Origin of the sequence: Comamonas aquatica (genome assembly GCF_018064205.1) — a bacterium.
GTDB classification, from domain to species: domain Bacteria; phylum Pseudomonadota; class Gammaproteobacteria; order Burkholderiales; family Burkholderiaceae_C; genus Comamonas; species Comamonas aquatica.
This window is the reverse complement of record NZ_CP072916.1, coordinates 787,526-806,693: the sequence shown is the minus strand read 5'-3', so window position 1 is coordinate 806,693 and position 19,168 is coordinate 787,526. Positions and strand designations below refer to the sequence as shown.

Annotated in this window: 18 protein-coding genes; 13 read left to right on the top strand and 5 right to left on the bottom strand. The window is 66.0% G+C overall.

What is annotated here, in order from left to right:
• The first annotated feature begins 15 nt into the window (after positions 1–15).
• Complete coding sequence (locus KAQ61_RS03755; protein ID WP_210930543.1) at positions 16–1,005, top strand: Bug family tripartite tricarboxylate transporter substrate binding protein; 990 nt, start codon at positions 16–18, stop codon at positions 1,003–1,005.
• On the opposite strand, the gene KAQ61_RS03750 is transcribed toward KAQ61_RS03755, so the two are convergent.
• Together KAQ61_RS03750 and ylqF are read right to left on the bottom strand one after the other, a co-directional pair.
• Positions 1,006–3,282: a putative bifunctional diguanylate cyclase/phosphodiesterase gene (locus KAQ61_RS03750; protein WP_210930542.1), complete on the bottom strand. Its 2,277-nt coding sequence runs from the start codon at positions 3,280–3,282 to the stop codon at positions 1,006–1,008.
• A gap of 84 nt (positions 3,283–3,366) precedes the next feature.
• A complete protein-coding gene (gene ylqF / locus KAQ61_RS03745) occupies positions 3,367–4,314 on the bottom strand; it encodes a ribosome biogenesis GTPase YlqF (protein WP_231499157.1) in 948 nt (315 codons plus the stop codon).
• Between the two features lie 87 nt (positions 4,315–4,401).
• Here ylqF and KAQ61_RS03740 point away from each other — a divergent pair, with 87 nt between their 5' ends.
• Positions 4,402–4,638: an SPW repeat domain-containing protein gene (locus tag KAQ61_RS03740; RefSeq protein ID WP_210930541.1), complete on the top strand. Its 237-nt coding sequence runs from the start codon at positions 4,402–4,404 to the stop codon at positions 4,636–4,638.
• A 77-nt stretch (positions 4,639–4,715) separates the two neighbouring features.
• On the opposite strand, the gene KAQ61_RS03735 is transcribed toward KAQ61_RS03740, so the two are convergent.
• The 3 genes from KAQ61_RS03735 to KAQ61_RS03725 form a co-directional block, all read right to left on the bottom strand.
• Complete coding sequence (locus tag KAQ61_RS03735; RefSeq protein WP_210930540.1) at positions 4,716–6,338, bottom strand: methyl-accepting chemotaxis protein; 1,623 nt, start codon at positions 6,336–6,338, stop codon at positions 4,716–4,718.
• A gap of 279 nt (positions 6,339–6,617) precedes the next feature.
• Positions 6,618–8,147, bottom strand: coding sequence for a glutamate--cysteine ligase (gene gshA, locus KAQ61_RS03730; protein ID WP_210930539.1), 1,530 nt, complete (start codon positions 8,145–8,147; stop codon positions 6,618–6,620).
• A 178-nt stretch (positions 8,148–8,325) separates the two neighbouring features.
• On the bottom strand, positions 8,326–9,246 hold the full coding sequence (locus tag KAQ61_RS03725) for an SDR family NAD(P)-dependent oxidoreductase (protein WP_210930538.1): 921 nt from the start codon (positions 9,244–9,246) through the stop codon (positions 8,326–8,328).
• Between the two features lie 600 nt (positions 9,247–9,846).
• On the opposite strand from KAQ61_RS03725, the gene KAQ61_RS03720 reads away from it, so the two are divergent.
• From KAQ61_RS03720 to KAQ61_RS03670, 11 genes are all read left to right on the top strand, one after another.
• A complete protein-coding gene (locus KAQ61_RS03720; RefSeq protein WP_210930537.1) occupies positions 9,847–10,143 on the top strand; it encodes a 2Fe-2S iron-sulfur cluster-binding protein in 297 nt (98 codons plus the stop codon).
• Positions 10,144–10,358: 215 nt separating this feature from the next.
• Entirely contained in the window at positions 10,359–11,480 is a 1,122-nt protein-coding gene (gene ribBA / locus KAQ61_RS03715) for a bifunctional 3,4-dihydroxy-2-butanone-4-phosphate synthase/GTP cyclohydrolase II (RefSeq protein WP_043382468.1), read from the top strand.
• Positions 11,481–11,486: 6 nt separating this feature from the next.
• Positions 11,487–11,951 (top strand): 6,7-dimethyl-8-ribityllumazine synthase, encoded by a 465-nt coding sequence (ribH, locus tag KAQ61_RS03710; RefSeq protein ID WP_210930536.1) that lies wholly within the window; start codon positions 11,487–11,489, stop codon positions 11,949–11,951.
• 2 nt (positions 11,952–11,953) lie between these two features.
• Positions 11,954–12,493, top strand: coding sequence for a transcription antitermination factor NusB (gene nusB / locus KAQ61_RS03705; RefSeq protein ID WP_043382472.1), 540 nt, complete (start codon positions 11,954–11,956; stop codon positions 12,491–12,493).
• Positions 12,494–12,582: 89 nt separating this feature from the next.
• Positions 12,583–13,767: a pyridoxal phosphate-dependent aminotransferase gene (locus KAQ61_RS03700; RefSeq protein WP_210930535.1), complete on the top strand. Its 1,185-nt coding sequence runs from the start codon at positions 12,583–12,585 to the stop codon at positions 13,765–13,767.
• Positions 13,768–13,791: 24 nt separating this feature from the next.
• Positions 13,792–14,205, top strand: a complete 414-nt coding sequence (ybgC, locus tag KAQ61_RS03695; protein ID WP_210930534.1) for a tol-pal system-associated acyl-CoA thioesterase — start codon at positions 13,792–13,794, stop codon at positions 14,203–14,205.
• Positions 14,202–14,912, top strand: a complete 711-nt coding sequence (gene tolQ / locus KAQ61_RS03690) for a protein TolQ (protein WP_043382482.1) — start codon at positions 14,202–14,204, stop codon at positions 14,910–14,912. The genes ybgC and tolQ overlap by 4 nt, the downstream gene beginning before the upstream one ends.
• 16 nt (positions 14,913–14,928) lie before the next feature.
• The gene (locus KAQ61_RS03685; RefSeq protein ID WP_045266459.1) at positions 14,929–15,354 is read left to right on the top strand and encodes an ExbD/TolR family protein; all 426 of its coding nucleotides are present in this window, start codon (positions 14,929–14,931) and stop codon (positions 15,352–15,354) included.
• Between the two features lie 38 nt (positions 15,355–15,392).
• Positions 15,393–16,544, top strand: coding sequence for a cell envelope integrity protein TolA (gene tolA / locus KAQ61_RS03680; protein ID WP_210930533.1), 1,152 nt, complete (start codon positions 15,393–15,395; stop codon positions 16,542–16,544).
• Positions 16,545–16,727: 183 nt separating this feature from the next.
• On the top strand, positions 16,728–18,104 hold the full coding sequence (gene trhP / locus KAQ61_RS03675; RefSeq protein WP_420839381.1) for a prephenate-dependent tRNA uridine(34) hydroxylase TrhP: 1,377 nt from the start codon (positions 16,728–16,730) through the stop codon (positions 18,102–18,104).
• Between the two features lie 191 nt (positions 18,105–18,295).
• Positions 18,296–19,162, top strand: a complete 867-nt coding sequence (locus tag KAQ61_RS03670; RefSeq protein ID WP_210930532.1) for a plasmid replication/partition related protein — start codon at positions 18,296–18,298, stop codon at positions 19,160–19,162.
• The last annotated feature ends 6 nt before the right edge of the window (positions 19,163–19,168 follow it).

Sequence of the window (19,168 nt, the reverse complement as noted above, 5' to 3'; positions counted from 1 at the left end):
TTGGGAAAGCCCACGATGCCCACGAGCCACGACATTCCCCTCACCCGCCGCCAGCTGCTGCTGGCCGGCGCCAGCCTGGCGGCCCTGCCAGCCGGCACCGCCATGGCCGCACCGTGGCCCACCCAGCCCCTGCGGCTGATCGTGCCCTACCCGGCCGGCGGGGTGAACGATGTGGTGGCGCGCCTGTTCGGCGAGCGCCTGGCCAGAACCCTGGGCCAGCCCGTGGTGGTGGACAACAAGCCCGGGGCCGGTGCCACCATCGGCATGGCCGAGCTGGCCAAGGCCCACGACCAGCACACGCTAGCGTTTGGCGCCATCAGCCCGCTGACGCTCAACCCCTACCTGATGAAGGTGGCCTACGACCCGCTGACCGACATCCTGCCGGTGGCCAGCGTGATGTACGCACCGGTCTACGTGATGGCCACCCGCGCCCTGCAGGCCCAGCGCTTCGAGGAGGTGCTGCGCCAGGCCAAGACCGCCCAGGGCGTCAGCGTGGCCACCTCGGGCTACGGCACGCTGGGCCACATCATGGTGGAGCAATTGATCCGCGCCACGGGTGGCCGCTTCGTGCACGTGCCGTACAAGGGCGGCAGCCAGCTCATCACCGACGCGGCCGGGGCACAGTTCGACCTGCTGCTGGCCAACCCCTTCGGCCCCATCAATGCCCTGATCGCCCAGGGCCAGCTGCGCGTGCTGGCCACCACAGGGCCGCAACGGGCCGCCAGTTTTCCGCAGCTGCCCACGCTGGGCGAGCTGGGCTGGGACAAGGCCAACCTCACCTCGCTGTTCGGCTTCTACGCACCCAAGGGCACCGAGGCGGCGGTGGTGGCGCGCCTGAATGCCGCCATCAACCAGTTGCTGCGCAGCCAGGACATGCGCCAGCGCCTGCTGCAACTGGACAACGTGCCCCTGCCGCTGTCGACCGAGGCCTTCGGCACCCTGATCCGCAAGGACTATGCACTCAACGGCGTGGTGATCGAGCAGGCCGGCATCCAGGCGCAGTGATCACCAGGTGCGCAAGGCCTGCGGCCCGCTCAGATCGGGCGCCTGCAGCCATTCCGACGCCGGCAGCGGGCGGCTGAACAGGTAGCCCTGGCACAGGATGCCGGGCTCCCAGGCCTGCAGCAGCTGGGCCTGGGCCTTGTGCTCCACGCCCTCGGCCACCACGCGCAGCGCGCGCCCCTTCGCCACCATCAGCAGCGCCTCCACCAGCACGGCGCCATGCGACTGCGGCGTCAGGTCGTGGATGAAGGTCTGGTCCAGCTTGATCTCCTGGATCGGCAGCCGCATCAGGTAGGCCAGGGACGAATACCCGGTACCGAAGTCGTCCAGGGCGAAATGCACCCCCAGGGCGCGCAGGCTCACCATCTTCTGGATGGCCTGCTCCACCTCCTGCAGCAGCAGGCTTTCGGTCACCTCCAGAGTCAGCCGGCTGGCATCCACCCCCGTGCGCTGGATCAGCTCCTGCAGCTTGCGCACAAACCCGGCCTGCTGGAACTGGACCGCACTGACATTCACCGAGACGCGGTAGCCGCCTTGCTGCATCCGCGGATCGTTCAGCAACTGGCAGGTCTGCTCCAGCATCCAGTCGCCCAGCGGCACCACCAGCCCCGTGTCCTCGGCCACCGGAATGAACTCCGTGGGATCGATCATGCCGTTGAGCGGGTGCTGCCAGCGCACCAGGGCCTCCACACTGACCACCCGCCCCATCATGTCGACCTGGGGCTGCACGAACAGCTGCAACTGGCCCTCTTGCAGCGCCACGTGCAGGCCTTTCTCCAGTTCAATGCGCCGCTGGGCGGTGGCGGCCAGGGCCTCGGAATAGGCATGCACCTGCCCCCCGCCCTGGTGCCGGGCCTGCGACAAGGCCACGCTGGCACGGCGCAGCACATGGTCCCCGGCGTCGGCCTGCAGCCCCGGCTCCACAAACGGGAAGACGCTGAAGCCGGCGCTGCACGACAGCAGCACGGTTTCCGGCACCTCCTGCAGGCAGACGATGGAGCCCAGACCCTGCTGCAGCTCTTCTGCCACGGCATAGCTGTGCATGCGCGCGCCCTGGCGTGTCTTGCCGACACGCTCCAGGATCACCGCGAACTGGCTGGCCGAGGTGCGCGCCAGCCGTGCACTGGGCGGCAGCAGCGACTGCAGCCGCGCCACGAAGGCCTGCAGCAGCGCATCCGACCACTGGCTGCCGCGCGCGTCGATGAACTTCTGGAAGCGGTCGATCTCGAGCAGAAGCAGCGCATGGCACTGCTGCGGTGTACCGTCGCTGCGACTGGCCGGATGCTGCTGCAGCAGCATGTCCAGCCGCTGCAGCAGGGCCTTGCGATTGGGCAGTTGCGTGACCGCATCCACATGCTGCAGGTGGCGGATGCGGCGCTCGGCCTCCAGCAGCTCGGAGATGTCCTGGCGGATTTCCAGCAGGTGGCTCAGATCCCCATCCGGGTCGGTCACGGGGGCGATGCGCACGCTTTCCGTGACCTGCACGCCATCCTGGCGGCGGCTGTTCACCACCCCCTGCCAGACCTGGCCGCGCTGCACGGCGTCCTGCACCTGCATGCGCTCCTGAGGCCCCAGGCCCGCCTGGGCCAGCGAGGTCTGACCAACGATGGCGCTGCGCTGCAGGCCGGAATGCTCTTCAAACGCCTGGTTGGCGTAAACCAGCCGGTCTTGCAGGTCAACGATCAGCACGCTGTCCTGGCTTTGCTCCACCGCCTGGAACAGCACGCCCAACTGCTGCTTGTGGCGTCCCAGCTCGTCCAGCGAATGCCGCAACTGCAGCATCTGCGCCGAATAGCTGTGCAGCATGCGAAAGGTGACCCACAGCAGGAACAGCATCACATAGCCAGCGATGAGCACCTGCTCCCAGTGCGCGCGCCCCTGGTAGGCCAGACCGCCGCCCAGCAGCACCACAACCACGGCCACCAGGGCGGCTTCGGCAATCCCCATGGACCAGCCGGCAAACACCACCAGCACGGCCAGCACCAGCACGGTGCTGGTGCCAAAGAAAGCGCCTTGCCAGGCCAGAAGGCAGACCACGCTGAGCGCAGCCAGCAGCAGCCACTGGGCCGCCAGCCGCCAGCGCAGGCGCCAACCGATCAGCAGGGCCACCCAGGCGATGGGGCCGGCCGCCAGGCACAGCCACCAGCCGTTGCCCCCGGGGCCCGAGAGGGCCGCCGCGCCCCAGCCCAGTATCCAGAACCACAGCGCCACCACCACCACGGCAAAGCGCGCATTCGCTTCGGGTGGCGGAGCAAGGCGCGGGAAGGTGCGGGACAGCATGGGAGGTGGGCAGACAGAGGCTGGGGGCTATCCCCCCGAGCATCCACAGGCCAGCGCCCCCGGCGCGTAGGCGAAGGGCTTGCCTTAACGCGGCTTGCGGCCCTTTTTGCGTGACTGCGCCAGCGCATCCTTCTTGGCCTGGCGTTCGGCATCGGCCACGGCGGCCACGGCGGCCCATTGCTCGAACTCGGCCGGTGTTTCCAGCGTGATGCGGCCCAGCACATGGGTGCGGTAGTCGGTGATCACGATCTCAGCGGCCTTTTGCAGGTTCACCCGGCCGCCGCTCATCACGCAGCCACGCTTGCGGCCGATGGCTTCCAGCAGCTCGTCGTCGTGCAGGGCCTGGATTTTTTCCACCCCCAGCCCCAGCTTAAAGCGGTCTTCCAGGTTCTGCGGGTAGTGCTTTTGCAGGTACAGCAACAGCTCCAGCGCCACCAGTTCCTCGTCGTAGGCGTTGCGCCCCACCGAGCCCGAGGCCGCCAGATTGAAGCCGCTTTGCGCGATGGAGATGCGCGGCCACAGCATGCCGGGCGTGTCCCACAGGTAGAAGTCGTGGTCCAGCACAATGCGCTGCTCGTCCTTGGTCACGCCGGCCTCGTCGGCAGCCTTGGCCTGCTTCTTGCCGGTCATGGTGTTGATCAGGGTGGACTTGCCCACGTTGGGCACGCCGCAGATCAGCACGCGCATGGGCTTGGCCATGCCGCCACGGTTGGGCGCCAGCTGGCGGCAGGTCTCCACCAGGCGGCGCGCGGGCGCCACTTCCTCGGCATCCATGGCGATGGCGCGGGTTTCGGGCTGGGCGTTGTACCAGTCCAGCCAAGCCTGGGTCTGCACGGGATCGGCCACGTCCTGCTTGTTCAGCAGCTTCATGCGCGGCTTGTGGCCCGTGAGTTCTTGCAGCAGGGGATTGAAGCTGGAGCCGGGGATGCGCGCATCCAGCACCTCGATCACCACGTCGATGTCTTTGACGCGCTCCTCGATGAGCTTGCGGGTGAGGTGCATGTGACCGGGGAACCACTGGATCATCTGCATGGCAAGGGCTTTCTCTGTTCTAGTTGTGGGGGGACTTGGGGCCGCAAGGATAATCGCAAGCTGTCATCCCGTCATCGCCACTTTGCCATGCCCTCCCAACGCCCCGCCCCTTCCCGCAGCCCCTTGAACAACGACATGCTGGTGCGTGGTGTGATCCTGGCGCTGATCGGCCTGATCCTCATCATCGCCCCGCACTTCATGGGCAGCAGCCCGACGCGCGACCTGTTCACGCACGCCCAGATCCCAGCCTGGTTCTCCCTGGTGCTGGGCCTGGCCTTCATGGGCCAGTACGCCAAGCAGCGCCTCAAGTACAAGCGCGACTGAGGCCCGGGCCTGCCAAGGCCCCAACCCGGCGTACACCGTGCACCAAAAAGCGGTCCAGCGCTTGCTGTGCCTGCGCTTTACGCTATCAAAGCTGCAACCTGTGATTGCAGCTTGAACACCGCCACCTGCTGCTCCAGGTAAGCGGCCTGGTCGTGCAGGTCGGCCGCGGCTTGGTTGCTGGCCTGCACCAGGCGGGCGTTCTCCTGGGTCATGCCGTCCAGCGCCACCATGGCCTGGTGCAGCTGGGCAATGCCGGCGCTCTGCTCCTGCGCCTTGTGGGTGATGCCGCCGACCAGGCTGCTGACATGCTGCACGTCCTGCACGATGCGCTGCATGCGCTGGCCGGCGTCCTGGGCCAGGCCTGCGCCGTTTTCCATCTGTTCCAGCGAGTGGGTGATCAAGGCCTTGATGCGGCGCGCCGCATCGGCGCTGCGCAGCGCCAGGGCGCGCACCTCCTCGGCCACCACGGCAAAGCCGCGCCCCTGCTCGCCGGCGCGCGCCGCCTCGACCGAGGCATTCAGCGCCAGGATGTTGGTCTGGAAGGCGATGCTGTCGATGACCCCGGTGATGGCGGCGATCTCGGCGCTTTGCGCGCGCAACTGGTCCATGTTCTGCACTACCTGCTGCACCACCGCCCCGCCGTCGCTGGCCGATTGCGCGGCCGAGGCGGACAGCTGGTGCGCCTTGCCGGAATCAGCCACGGCGTCATTGAGTTGCTGGCTGATCTGCTCGATGCCGGTGACCGCCAGCTGCAACTGCGCATCGGTGTGCTGGGTGCGCTGCGCCAGCTTGGCATTGCCCTGGGCCAGGTTGCTGGCAGTCTGCGAGACATGGCCCACGCCGTGGCGCACCTGGGCAACGACGCCGTGCAGCTGCGCGCCCATGCGGTCGAAGGCCCGCAGCAGGCTGCCCATCTCGTCGCGGCGGCTGTCGGCCACCTGTTCGGTCAGGTCGCCGTGGGCGATCGCTTCGGCCAGGGCCACGGCCTGCGCCAGCGGCTGGGTGATGGAGCGGGTGATGGCCACCGAAATCAGCACCCCGACCACCAGCAGCACCCCGTAGACCGACAGGGCCCACAGCTGGGCCTGCTGACGCACCGCGGCGGCGGCGTCCTGCGCCGTCTGGCGCAACTGCTGCAGGTGGTCCAGCCACTGGTCTTGCGTGGCCAGGTAGGCCTGGGCCGCGGGCTGCAGGGATTCCTGCACCAGCTTCTCAGCCTCCCAGGCCATGCCCAGGTCGCGGGCGCGGAAGGTCTCGGCATAGCTCTGGGCCAGCTGCTGGCCTTGCGCCTGCACCTGCTGGCCTAGCGCGCCCTGCAGTTCCATCACCTGGGTCAGGGCATCGGCCTGCGCCAGGTAGTCGCGCGCCTTGGCGGCAAAGCCGGCGATCACGGCCTCTTCGGACGAGAGCACGCTGGCCAGCGCGGTTTCCACGCCCTTTTGTGTCAGCGCCTGCCATTGCTGGGCCTGGGCCAGGTGGGCATCGTGCACCTGCAGGCTGGCAGCGGCATCCTGCTCGACCTGCTGCAGGTAGGCGATCAAGCCGCCGGCCACCAGCACGCCACACAGCAGCAGGCCGCCAAACACCACGGCGATCTTCACCGCCACCGGCCAGTGGCGCAGCATCCCACCACCCGACGGCGCCGTGGAATGGCGGGGCGCCAGCAGGTCCGGAGCGACGATGGCGGGGGCAGGCACCATCTCCCGCACTGGCGTGGCATGGGAAGGGACAGAGCGAACAACAAGCGACATGGCGGCCAACATCTCTAAGCAATGCCCGCAATCTAGTGCTACAAAATGTCAACACTGTGACAGCGCAATGACACCACGCCCGGCGCTCGGTCATCTGCAGTCACCAAAAACAAGAGCTGCCGGCGCTGATCTACAGCAGGTTTCAAAGATATTGCATCTTCAAGACCGCTGAGCACCAGCGCAGGCAGCTCATGTTTTTAAGGTGGGCGATGGCGCCCACCCAGGGCTTCAGCCCAGCGCCGCGGGGTCCATGTAGCGCTGGCGCCATTCCTCGAAGGTGCCGGTGTCGGCCGCCTCGATGGCCTGCTGCGCCTGCACCGAAGTTTGTGCAAACTGCGCAAACTGTGCCTGCTGGGCTTCGCTCCAGGGCAGGCCCAGCAGGTGCTCGCGGGCCCACAGCGATTGGGTCAGGCCGAACTGCTCGAAGCTGTTGCCATGCAGGCGGCGCATGTCGTCCAGCACCCGCGCGGACGGCGTGGTCTGCGGCTGGGCCACGCGCTGCCGGGCCTGGGCCAGGGCCTCGCTGTAGGCCGTGGTGGCGTGGGTGGCGTCCAGCGCCGCCGCCATAGGCGCGCACTCCTGCAGCACCTGGACGGCCCAGTCGACCAGGGCCACGCGGCCCTGCCCACGCAGCAGTTGCAGCCCGGGCTCGCGCCCGCGCTCGGCCGCCAGGTGCTGGTTGTGCTTGAGCTGGGCGATCTCCTCGGGCGAATCGGGCGGGCTGTCGGTCAGCAGGCAGTGCAGCAAAAACACATCCAGCATGCGCATGGTGGAGGTGTTGATGCCCAGGGGATCGAACGGATCCAGGTCCATCAGGCGCACTTCCACGTACTCCACGCCGCGTTCGCGCAGCGCATGCAGGGGACGCTCGCCGCTGCGCGTGGTGCGCTTGGGGCGGATGGTGCCGTAGAACTCGTTCTCGATCTGCAGCAGGCTGGTGCCCAGCTGGTTGTAGTCGCCGCCGGGGTTGCGGATGCCCAGCTGCTCGTAGGCCGGATAGGGTTGGGTCAGCGCCTGGTGCAGCGAATTGGCATAGCCTTCCAGGCCGTTGTAGCTGACGTTGATGGAGGCCTGTGCGTCGCTCTGGTAGCCCAGGCGCCCCATGCGCAGCGACGTGGCATGCGGCAGGTACAGGGCCTTGCAGCCCTCGCCCAGCGGCTGCAGGCGGTGCTCGCGCCCCTGGACGAAGCAGGGGCTGAGCGCCGGCGAGGCACCAAACAGGTACAGCAGCACAAAGGCATGGCGGCGGAAATTGCGGATCAGCGCGAAATACTCCTCGCTGCTAACGCCGGGCAGCGACCAGTTGTAGTGGATGCCCGAAATGGTCTGCATGCGGCGGCCATAGCGGTGGCCCAGGCCCATGCGGTACACGCTCTTGGAACGCCCCGAGTGCGAGGAGCCGTAGCGCCCCAGCGGAATGGTCTCGTCGGTGGGCAGGTGACAGGGCATGCTGGAGGCCCAGATCATCTCCTCGCCCACGGCGGCCATGCTGCGCAGCGTGTACTGGTGAATGTGCTGCAGCTCCTGCAGGCATTCATCCACCCCCAGGCGGGCGCCGGTGATTAGCTCCAGCTGCGACTCGCTGTAATCGGTGGTGATGTGCGGGTGGGTCAGGGCCGAACCCAGCGCTGCCGGATGCGGCGTCAGGGCTAGGTGACCGGATGGCAACACTCGCAAGCCCTCTTTTTCAATACCGCGGCGTATGCCTGCCAAACGTTCGGCTGCGGGAAGGGGGAGCGACTTGGGTGTTGGATTCATTCTTGTCTGCGATTAGGGTGCAGGAAACGGAGCCACCTTAGCATGCGGCCCCCCGTGCGCAGTGATGATAGAGACAAGGCTGGCGCACCGATGCTCCCCAGGGACATAACCACGCGGCGGCTGTGCCGCCCGGGGCGCGTGATTGCACGCTGACTTTCTAACCGCTAGGGGCGCCCGATCAGGGCGTGGCCGCGCGCGCGGCGAGGGCCTTGCCAACCTCCAGCGCGCCTTGGGCCGAGCCACTCTGCGGCACCTGTTCGTTGTGGCGGTCGCAGACCTGCGCCAGCTGTTCGGCCAGCAGTTCGGGGGCCTGCGCGCCCAGGCCGACGTGGATGCCTTCGGTCAGGGTGATGTGGGCGGCCTCAAAGCTGCCGGCCCCGGCACACAGGATGGTGCGGGTGGGAGCCGACGCGTGCGCCAGCACCAGCATGGCCGGCACCACCGCCTCGGGCTGCAGGGCGGCCAGCACCTCGGCCGACATCAGGCCTTCGGTCATGCGGGTGGCGGCCGTCGGCGCCAGCGCATTGACGTGGATGCCGTACTTGGCCCCTTCAATGGCCAGGGTCTGCATCAAGCCCACCTGGGCCATCTTGGCCGCGCCATAGTTGCTCTGGCCGAAATTGCCATACAGGCCCGACGACGAGGTCGTCATCACGATGCGGCCATAGTTCTGCGCCTGCATGTGCGGCCACACGGCCTTGCAGCAATGCGCCGCACCCATCAGGTGCACCTCCACCACCAGGCGGAAATCGTCCATGTCCATCTTGGCAAAGCTCTTGTCGCGCAGGATGCCGGCGTTGTTGACCAGGATGTCCACACGCCCCCAAGCATCGACCGCCTGCTGCACCATGGCTTGCACGGCCACCCAGTCGGTCACCGAAGCACCGCTGGCCATGGCCTCGCCGCCCAGGGCCTTGATTTCATCGACCACGGCCTGCGCCGCCGACACGGAACCGCCGGAGCCATCCACAGCCCCGCCCAGGTCATTGACCAGCACCTTGGCACCACGGCGCGCCAGCGCCAGTGCGTGCTCACGCCCCAAACCACCGCCCGCGCCCGTGACGATGGCGACCTGACCTTCAAACGACAAAGATTGCATGTGCTGTCTCTCCTGTTGTAATGGCTTGCATCTGCTGCGCCCAACTGTACGCACACCGGCCACGGGCGGCATTCACGCAGGTGACTGGCAGCCTGCGCCAGCTTATCCACGGCAGGACCGCACAAGCATGTGGACAAACTTGGGATGCCGGCCAACAAGTCGATTAAGTGCTTGTTTTGCAATAGTTTTCATTAATTGCCCATTTTTTAATCACATGCTTAGAAACTACGGAAATTTGCCCCCAAATACCCTGAACAATCCTGTTGATAAGTTTTCGAATTCCCTTTCAAAACCAATTCAAACCTTTGATTCACAACAACATTCAGTGCATTGAACAAAAAATAGACAGCTTGCACAAGCTGGATCCGATCCAGCTCTGCCGCGGTGGAACGCCGCACAATCCTCACCAGTTGCCCCCAATTTGACTGAACAACCATGTGGATAAGTGCCCCCAAAGCCCACAGCCCTCGCACAAGTACTTGATCTGCAAGGATAAGCAGTTCATTGCCTATTTTTTATGCAAACCCCGACGAGTGTCACAACCTACTTAACCAGCGACAATTTCGGGTTGATCCACGACAGGCCTGGACCTTTTCCGACATGAATGCCCCCCTGACCCCCGAACTTTTTACCGCCAAGCTGGAGCCCAGCGGGCAGCAGTGCGATGCCTGGGCCGACCAGACCCTGCTGGACTCCATCGAAATGGGCGGCCTGAACTGGCCCAGCTCCTGCCGCAATGGAACCTGCCGCACCTGCCTGGGCACCCTCACCGCGGGTTCCGTGCATTACAAGATCGAATGGCCCGGCCTGACCGCCGAGGAAAAGGCCGAGGGCTGTGTGCTGCCCTGCGTGGCCTACCCGGACGGCGATGTCACGTTGCAAGACCCCGAAAACTGAGGCCTTGCGCCCACCCAATCCTGGCAGGCAGGCCACAAAGCACTAAAATGCCTGCTTTCAACAGGACCGAGCACCATCCGGCGCTTGGCTTTGCAGCGACGGAACCCGTGCGCACATGTTCTTTGGAAGCATGCAGGCCCCTGCATGCAGGGCGGGAGCCCCGATCAAAGGCAGTGCTGCCGGCAACCCGACAGGTCATCCAAGGAACACACTCCATGAACACCCCCCTCAACCCCGTGCAAATTTCGCCGGTGGAAGACATCGTTGCCGACATGCGCGCCGGGCGCATGGTCATTCTGGTGGATGAAGAAGACCGCGAGAACGAGGGGGATCTGGTCCTGGCATCCGACCACGTCACGCCCGAAGCCATCAACTTCATGGCCAAGTACGGCCGGGGCCTGATCTGCCTGACCCTGACCCGTGAGCGCTGCGAATTCCTGAAGCTGCCGCCCATGGCCGCCCGCAATGGCACCGTCTACAGCACGGCCTTCACCGTATCGATCGAGGCCGCCGAGGGCGTGACCACCGGCATCTCGGCCGCCGACCGCGCCCGCACCGTGCAGGCTGCCGTAGCCAAGCAGGCCCAGCCCAGCGACCTGGTGCAACCCGGTCACATCTTCCCGCTGCAGGCTGTCGATGGCGGCGTGCTGATCCGCGCCGGCCACACCGAAGCCGGTTGCGACCTGGCCGCAATGGCCGGCTGCAGTCCCTCGTCCGTGATCTGCGAGATCATGAAGGACGACGGCACCATGGCCCGCCTGCCCGACCTGCAGCTGTTCGCCGCGGAACACGGCCTGAAGATCGGCACTATTGCCGACCTGATCCAGTACCGCAGCCGCACCGAATCGCTGCTGCAGCAGGTGGGATCGCGCCAGTTGCAGACCCACTGGGGCACATTCACCGCCCACGTTTTCCAGGACAAACCCAGCCAGTCCGTGCACATCGCCCTGGTCAAGGGCCAATGGAGCGAAGCCGACGAAGTCGCCGTGCGCGTGCACGAGCCGCTGTCGGTGCTGGATGCGCTGGAAGTCCAGCGCTCCATGCACTCCTGGAGCCTGGACACCAGCCTGGACTACATCCACCACCGTGGCCAGGGCGTGGTCGTGCTGCTGAACTGCGGCGAAAGCGCAGACCAGCTGCTGGCCCAGTTCGAGGGCAAGGCCCGCGCTTCCCAGGCGCCCGAGCGTGGTCGCATGGACCTGCGCACCTACGGCATCGGCGCACAAATCCTGCGCGAGATGGGCGTGCACAAGATGCAACTGCTGGGCCAGCCCCGCCGCATGCCCAGCATGGCCGGCTATGGCCTGGAAATCACTGGCTACATCACCAAGGAATAAAACAACATGTTGCATGCAGAAAAAGGCACGGCCGCACAACTGAATGGCCAAGGACTGCGCATCGGCATCGTCCAGGCGCGCTGGAACGAAGGCATCACCCAGGCCCTGGCCGAAGCCTGCCACCAGGAACTGCTGGCCCTGGGCGTGCAGACCGATGCCATCACCCACGTCGTGGTGCCCGGCGCCCTCGAAGTGCCTGCCGCCCTACAGGCCATGGCCGAGCGTGGCGGCTACGATGCACTGGTGGCCCTGGGTTGCATCATCCGTGGCGAGACCTACCACTTTGAACTGGTCGCCAATGAATCGGGTGCTGGCGTGACCCGCGTAAGCCTGGATTACCAGTTGCCGATCGCCAACGCCATCATCACCACCGAAAACCTGGAGCAGGCCATCGCCCGCCAGACCGAAAAGGGCCTGGACGCGGCACGTGTGGCCGTGGAAATGGCCAGCCTGCTTCGCACACTGAAATGACCATGAGCGACGAACACGCCCCCACCTCGACCGGCAAGAGCCGCCCCCCCCGCCAAAAGCGCACCGGACTGACCAGCACCGGTGTGCGCAAGGCCGCCTCCAAGTCGGCGCGCAGCCGCTCGCGCGAATTTGCGCTGCAGGGCCTGTACCAGCACCTCGTCGGCCGTAATGAGGCCACCGCGATCGACATGTTCACGCGCGACCTGGCCGGCTTTCACAAGTCCGACGCCCTGCACTACGACGCGCTGCTGCACGGCTGCATCAAGCTGGAAGCCGACCTGAACGCGCTGATCGCCCCCAAGCTGGACCGCCAACTGGGCGAGCTGTCGCCCATCGAGCAGGCCTGCATGTGGATCGGCGCCTATGAGCTGATGTACTGCCAGGACGTGCCCTGGCGCGTGGTGCTCAACGAAGTGATCGAGCTGGCCAAGGAATTTGGTGGCACCGACGGCCACAAGTACGTCAACGGCGTGCTCAACGCGCTGGCACCGGAGCTGCGCGCCGCCGAAGTCCAGGCCGACAAGGCCGGCAAGAGCGCCTGACACGCGCCCCAGGCAGCGTGCCACCGGCCGCTGCCTTTTTCGATTCCCGTTTGTTCTTTCTGTCAGCGCCCCGCGCGCTGTGCCAGTCCATGAAGTTTTCCAAGCGCGCCGAAAAAATCTCCCCGTTCTACGTCATGGAAGTGGCCAAGGCCGCCCAGCAGCTGGCCCAGGAAGTGGCCCACGGCCCCGAGCCGATGATCTTCCTGAACATCGGCGAGCCCGACTACACGGCCCCGGCCCAGGTCCAGGCGGCCGCGCAAGAGAGCATCGCCAGCGGCCGCACGCAGTACACCAACGCCCTGGGCCTGGAGCCACTGCGCCAGGCCATCAGCGACTGGTACCGCAGCCGCTTCGGCATCCAGGTGCCAGCCCAGCGCATCGTGGTCACGGCGGGCGCCTCGGCGGCGCTGCAACTGGCCTGTCTGGCGCTGATCAATCCGGGCGATGAAATCCTCATGCCCGACCCCAGCTACCCCTGCAACCGCCACTTCGTGAGCGCTGCAGAGGGCGTGGCCCAGCTGATCCCCACCGGTGCGGCCGAACGTTACCAGCTGAGCGCCGAGCACGTGGCCACCCACTGGGGCGCCCAAACCCGCGGCGTGCTGCTGGCCTCGCCGTCCAACCCCACGGGCACCTCAATCGATCCGGCCGAGCTGCGCCGCATCCACGAGGTGGTGCAGTCCAAGGGCGGCATCACCATCGTCGACGAGATCTACCTGGGCCTGTCCTACGACGAGGCCTTCGGCCACAGCGCCCTGGCCATCAGCGACGACATCATCAGCATCAACAGCTTCAGCAAGTACTTCAACATGACCGGCTGGCGCCTGGGCTGGATGGTCGTGCCCGAAGCCATGGTGCCCGTGGTCGAGCGCCTGGCGCAGAACCTGTTCATCTGCGCCTCCACCGTGGCCCAGCACGCCGCCCTGGCCTGCTTCAGCCCCAACAGCATCGCCGAGTTCGAACGCCGTCGCGCCGAGTTCAAGGCCCGCCGCGACTACTTCCTGCCCGCGCTGCGCGAGCTGGGCTTTGGCATCGACGTCATGCCCGACGGCGCCTTCTACGCGTGGGCCGACTGCACGCCGCTGTGCGCCAAGCTGGGCGTCCAAGACAGCTGGGAATTTGCCTATGCGCTGATGGAGCGCGCCCACCTGGCGATCACGCCCGGGCGCGACTTCGGCACCGCGGACACCGCCCACTACGTGCGCTTTTCCACGGCCAACTCCATGGAACAGCTGCAGGAAGCCGTGCGCCGCATGCAACGGCTGTTCGCGTAAAGTCCGGCCACAGGGGGAACTTTCATGGCATTCACCTTTCCCATCCGGGTGTACTGGGAAGACACCGACGCCGGCGGCATCGTCTTCTACGCCAACTACCTCAAGTTCTTTGAGCGCGCACGCACCGAATGGCTGCGCAACCTGGGCGTGGAGCAGCAAAAGCTGCGCGACGAAGCCGGCGGCATGTTCGTCGTCACACAGGCAGAGTTGAACTACCTGCGGCCTGCGCGCCTGGACGATCTGTTGGAGGTCACGGCCGTGCTGCAGTCGGCGGGCCGGGCCTCCATCACCATCGCCCAGCAGGCTTTTTTGCGGCCCGTGTCATCCGATGGCACGCAGCAACTGTTATGTGAAGGCAGCATTCGCATCGGCTGGGTGGATTCCGCCAGCATGCGCCCTGCCCGTATTCCGAACTCCATCGTGGAAAAACTCTCATGAACGCAGCCCAAGACATGTCCATCCTCAGCCTCATCATCCAGGCCAGCTGGGTGGTGCAATTGGTCATGTTGATCTTGGTCGTGGCCTCGGTGGCCAGCTGGGCCACCATCTTTCGCAAGGCCCAGGCGCTCAAGCAGGTGCGCCAGCTCAATGACGCCTTCGAGCAAGACTTCTGGTCGGGCCAGAGCCTGAACGACCTGTACAACAGCGCCACCCAGAACGCCAAGCACGGCGGCCCGATGGAACGCATCTTCGCCAGCGGCATGCGCGAGTACAAGAAGCTGCGCGAGCGCCGCATCAACGACAGCGGCACGCTGATGGATGGCACGCGCCGCGCCATGCGCGCCAGCCTTCAACGCGAGATGGACGAGGTCGAATCCGGTCTGGCCTTCCTGGGCACCGTCGGCTCCGTCTCGCCCTACGTCGGCCTGTTCGGCACCGTCTGGGGCGTGATGCACGCCTTCACCGGTTTTGCCAGCATGGAGCAGATCACCCTGGCCACCGTGGCCCCCGGCATCGCCGAGGCGCTGGTCGCCACCGCCATGGGCCTGTTTGCCGCGATTCCCGCCGTGACTGCCTACAACCGCTACGCCCACAACATCGACCGCATCGCGAATGTGCACGAGACCTTCATCGAAGAGTTCTCCAACATCCTGCAGCGCAATGTGAGCGGCCCCACCGCCAGCTCCACCGCGTCCGGTTACTGAGCGCAGGAGCCACCCCATGCCCGCAGTCAGCTCCCGCGGCAAAGGCCGCCGCACCGTGGTGGAAATCAACATGGTGCCCTTCATCGACGTGATGCTGGTGCTGCTCATCATCTTCATGGTGACGGCCCCCATGCTCACGCCCGGCAACATCGACGTCCCCACGGCGGGCAAGTCCTCCAAGCCGGCCGCCAAGAACATCGCCTACGTCCTGCTGGAAAAGGACGGTCGCGTGATCTTCAAGACCAAGAATACCGAGCAGCAGATCGCCCTGCCGGAACTGCAGGGCATCGCCACCTCCTGGAAAAACAGCGACCCCGAACACACCGCCATCCAGATCCTGGCCGACAAGACCCTGCCCTATGAGTCGGTGGTCCAGGCCATGGCCCAGTTGCAGGCGGCCGAGGTGCGTGTGGCACTGGGCGTCAAATCTTCCTCCAACTAACCCCGCCGCCTTCCCCGACCCGCGCGCCCCATTCCTCCATGTCCCCTCGCCTCGCCCAAGACCCCTTTGCCCCACCTCGCCCGAGCAAGCGCTTGCGCAGCTGGGTCTTGGCACTGCTGGCCCATGCCACGCCCCTGGTGGCCCTGGTCTGGAACATCACCCCGCCGGTCGCCGTCGAGCAGGCCGCGGTCGAGGCCGAGCTGTGGTCGGACACCTTCGTGCAGGCCGCGCCACGTGCGGCTGCGGTCGTGCCCCCACCAGCGCCGGCGCCCACACCTGCCCCAGCACCGGAACCTGAGCCCGAGCCGGAACCCGTTCCGCTGCCGCCGCCCCCGCCACCCGCCCCGCCCAAGCCGACGCAGCAAGAGCTGCAGTCGCAGCGCGACGCCGAGATCGCCTTGCAGGAACGCAAGAAGCAGGAGGCCGAGCTGAAGAAGCAGCGCGAGCTGGAAGCCCAAAAGGCCAAGGACAAGGCCGAGCGCGAGAAGGCCGAAAAAGCCAAGCGTGACAAGGAAAAGGCGGAAGAGGCACGCAAGGAAAAGCTCGAGCAGGAAAAGCGCGACAAGCTGGAACAGCAAAAGCGTGACAAGGCCGAGCAGGAGAAGAAGGACCGCCTGGAAAAAGAAAAGCGCGAGAAGGCGGAAAAGGAAAAAGCCGCCAAGGACAAGGCAGCCAAAGAAAAGGCCGAGAAGGAGAAAGCCGAAAAGGCCAAGGCCGACGCCGAGAAGAAGGCGGCCGACGAAAAGCGCCGCAAGGAGCAGGCCGCCCAGGAGGCCAAGGCCGCCAAGGAACTGGAGCGCATGCGCCAGGAAAACCTCAAGGCCATGGCCGGTCTGGCCGGTGGTTCCGGCGGCACGGGCTCTGCCGAAAAGAGCAGCGGCCCCAACGGCGGCAAGGGCACGGGCGGCGGCACGGCAGGCCACTCGGCCGGCTATGGCGCACGCGTGGCGGCCAAGGTCAAGCCCAACATCGTCTATCCGGACGTGGTCAGCGGCAACCCGCGCGCCGAAGTGCGGGTGCGCGCGGCGCCGGACGGCACCATCACCAGCGTGCAGCTGGTCAAGTCCAGCGGCAACAAGGCCTGGGACGACGCCGTGGTGCGCGCCCTGCACAAGACCGAGACCCTGCCCAAGGACACCAACGGCACCGTGCCCAGCGAGTTCAACTTCGGTTTCCGCCCGCAAGACTGATCATTTACAGAGCGCCTGGCGCTGATCCAGCAAGGACTTCAGACAGATATCTGGCTGAAGTCCTTGTTCTTTCAGCGCCAGCAGCTCATTAATTGCGAGCTATCCGCCGCCGCCACACGGCCTGGGGGTACATGCCCCCACCGCCAGGACGGACAGCCGCCAATCAAGGAAAATAAGCCCCCTATGAAAGCCCCCGAACTGTTGCTTCCCGCCGGCTCGCTCGACAAGATGCGCGCCGCCTACGACTTTGGCGCCGACGCCGTGTACGCCGGCCAGCCGCGCTACTCCCTGCGCGCGCGCAACAACGAGTTCCGCATGGAGCAGATTGCCCAGGGCATCCAGGAAGCCCACCAGCGTGGCAAGAAGTTCTTTCTGACGTCGAACGTCATTGCGCACAACGACAAGATCCGCACCTACCTGCGCGACATCGAGCCCATCATCGCCCTCAAGCCCGACGCGCTGATCATGGCCGACCCCGGCCTGATCATGATGGTCAAGGAAAAGTGGCCCGAGGCCGTGATCCACCTGTCCGTGCAGGCCAACACCACCAACTACGCCACCGTCAAGTTCTGGCAGAAGATGGGCGTGGAGCGCATCATCCTGTCGCGCGAGCTGAGCCTGGACGAGATCGAAAAGATCCGCCAGGAATGCCCCGATATGGAGTTGGAAGTGTTTGTGCACGGCGCGCTGTGCATCGCCTACTCGGGCCGCTGCCTGCTGTCGGGCTACTTCAACCGCCGCGACCCCAACCAGGGCACCTGCACCAACGCCTGCCGCTGGGAATACAAGACCCACGGCGCCGATGTGGACCCCAACACCGGCGAGGCACTGGGCCAGGCCATGGAGCAGGGCTTCAACTTCGAAGACGCCAAGAACGACGCCGACAACCAGTTCACCAGCACCTGCGGCGACCAGAAGCGCCACCCCAAGGCCGACGCCATCTACCTGCTGGAAGAAAAGGGCCGCCCCGGCGAGATGATGCCCATCATGGAAGATGAGCACGGCACCTACATCATGAACTCCAAGGACCTGCGCGCCGTGGAGCACGTCGAGCGCCTGACCAAGATCGGCGTGGACTCGCTGAAGATCGAGGGCCGCACCAAGAGCCTGTACTACGTCGCCCGTACCGCGCAGACCTACCGACGCGCGATCGACGATGCCGTGGCTGGCCGCCCCTTCAACCCGCACCTGATCACCGAACTGGAAGGCCTGGCCAACCGCGGCTACACCGGCGGCCTGCTGGAGCGCCGCCCCGCCAACGACTACCAGAACTACGAGACCGGCACCTCGGTGCTGCAGCGCAGCCACTTCGTGGGCCAGGTGCGTGGCTACGAAAACGGCCTGGCCGAGATCGAAACCATGAACCGCTTCGCCGTGGGCGACATGATCGAAATCATCCACCCCACCGGCAACCGCACCATGAAGCTGGAGCAGATGTTCAACCTGGACGGCGAACCCGTGCAGGTCGCCCCCGGCAACCCCGTGCGCGTGCGCATCCCGGTCGAGGGGCCGATCGAAGGTGGCCTGATCTCGCGCCTGCTGCACCCCGAACAGGCCTGATCTTTGATAGCGGTCAGCGCGCGCTGTTCAAGGATTTCCGATACTTTTCAGTCTGAAACCTAGAATCGACCTGCGCCAACCGCTCCTCTTTTCAAGACCTTGTCGGTCTTGGCACAAAGGCACCCCCGGGTGCCTTTTGACTTTTCACGGCAGACCGCTACAGTGCGCCTGCCCGCCCGATTGGAAACCTGATGAACCCCGAAGAGATTGTTGTCCTGCCTGAACTCAAGGCCTATATCGACCCCCTGACCCCCGACGAACACGATGCGCTGGAGCGCAGCATCCTCGACGAAGGCTGCCGCGATGCGCTGGTGCTGTGGGGCAATGTGCTGGTCGACGGCCACAACCGCTTCGGCATCTGCCAGAAGCATGGCCTGCCCTTCCAGACCATCCAGAACGAACGCTTCCAGAACATGGAAGACATCCACCTGTGGATGATCGACCAGCACCTGGGCCGGCGCTCCGTCTCCGACTTCCAGCGCGGTGTGCTGGCCCTGCGCAAGCGCGAGATCATCGCCGAGCGCCGCGCCGCCGCCGCCGCTGCGGTGAATGCCGCCAAGGCCGAATCCAGTGCCGAAGCGCCCTGGGACGGTGACACCGATCCCGCCGTGGCCCAGGCCCTGGCCAACACCCCCAAGGTGCCCGACCAGGCCCTGGACACGCGCGAAGCACTGGCCCGCGCCGCCCGCCTGTCGGCCGGCCAGGTCAAGATGATCGAGACCATCCAGGAAAAGGCCGCCCCCGAAGTGGTCGCCGCCGTCAAGGCCGGCGAGCTGTCGCTGAACGCCGCCGCCGTGGTTGCCAGCCTGCCCGTGGAAGAGCAGCAGGCCGTGGCCGCCGAAGGCGCCGACAGCCTGAAGCAGGCCGCCAAGCGCGTGCGCGAGGCCAAGAAAAAACCCAAGGCCGACAAGCCCGCCGCCACGGACGATGCGCAGGATGCAGCACCACCGGCCTCGCCCGAGGAACTGCAGGCACGCGTGGTTGAGCTGGAGGCCGAGAACGAACGCCTGCGCCTGCAGGTCAAGACCCTGCAGGAGCTGCTGGCCGAACAGGCCTGAGCCCGT

Bases quoted from the DNA above. Each gene is read 5' to 3' on its own strand.
- KAQ61_RS03755 (WP_210930543.1), top strand. From the start codon at position 16: ATGCCCACGAGCCACGACATTCCCCTCACCCGCCGCCAGCTGCTGCTG.
- KAQ61_RS03750 (WP_210930542.1), bottom strand. From the start codon at position 3,282: ATGCTGTCCCGCACCTTCCCGCGCCTTGCTCCGCCACCCGAAGCGAAT.
- ylqF (WP_231499157.1), bottom strand. From the start codon at position 4,314: ATGCAGATGATCCAGTGGTTCCCCGGTCACATGCACCTCACCCGCAAG.
- KAQ61_RS03740 (WP_210930541.1), top strand. From the start codon at position 4,402: ATGCCCTCCCAACGCCCCGCCCCTTCCCGCAGCCCCTTGAACAACGAC.
- KAQ61_RS03735 (WP_210930540.1), bottom strand. From the start codon at position 6,338: ATGGTGCCTGCCCCCGCCATCGTCGCTCCGGACCTGCTGGCGCCCCGC.
- gshA (WP_210930539.1), bottom strand. From the start codon at position 8,147: ATGAATCCAACACCCAAGTCGCTCCCCCTTCCCGCAGCCGAACGTTTG.
- KAQ61_RS03725 (WP_210930538.1), bottom strand. From the start codon at position 9,246: ATGCAATCTTTGTCGTTTGAAGGTCAGGTCGCCATCGTCACGGGCGCG.
- KAQ61_RS03720 (WP_210930537.1), top strand. From the start codon at position 9,847: ATGAATGCCCCCCTGACCCCCGAACTTTTTACCGCCAAGCTGGAGCCC.
- ribBA (WP_043382468.1), top strand. From the start codon at position 10,359: ATGAACACCCCCCTCAACCCCGTGCAAATTTCGCCGGTGGAAGACATC.
- ribH (WP_210930536.1), top strand. From the start codon at position 11,487: ATGTTGCATGCAGAAAAAGGCACGGCCGCACAACTGAATGGCCAAGGA.
- nusB (WP_043382472.1), top strand. From the start codon at position 11,954: ATGAGCGACGAACACGCCCCCACCTCGACCGGCAAGAGCCGCCCCCCC.
- KAQ61_RS03700 (WP_210930535.1), top strand. From the start codon at position 12,583: ATGAAGTTTTCCAAGCGCGCCGAAAAAATCTCCCCGTTCTACGTCATG.
- ybgC (WP_210930534.1), top strand. From the start codon at position 13,792: ATGGCATTCACCTTTCCCATCCGGGTGTACTGGGAAGACACCGACGCC.
- tolQ (WP_043382482.1), top strand. From the start codon at position 14,202: ATGAACGCAGCCCAAGACATGTCCATCCTCAGCCTCATCATCCAGGCC.
- KAQ61_RS03685 (WP_045266459.1), top strand. From the start codon at position 14,929: ATGCCCGCAGTCAGCTCCCGCGGCAAAGGCCGCCGCACCGTGGTGGAA.
- tolA (WP_210930533.1), top strand. From the start codon at position 15,393: ATGTCCCCTCGCCTCGCCCAAGACCCCTTTGCCCCACCTCGCCCGAGC.
- trhP (WP_420839381.1), top strand. From the start codon at position 16,728: ATGAAAGCCCCCGAACTGTTGCTTCCCGCCGGCTCGCTCGACAAGATG.
- KAQ61_RS03670 (WP_210930532.1), top strand. From the start codon at position 18,296: ATGAACCCCGAAGAGATTGTTGTCCTGCCTGAACTCAAGGCCTATATC.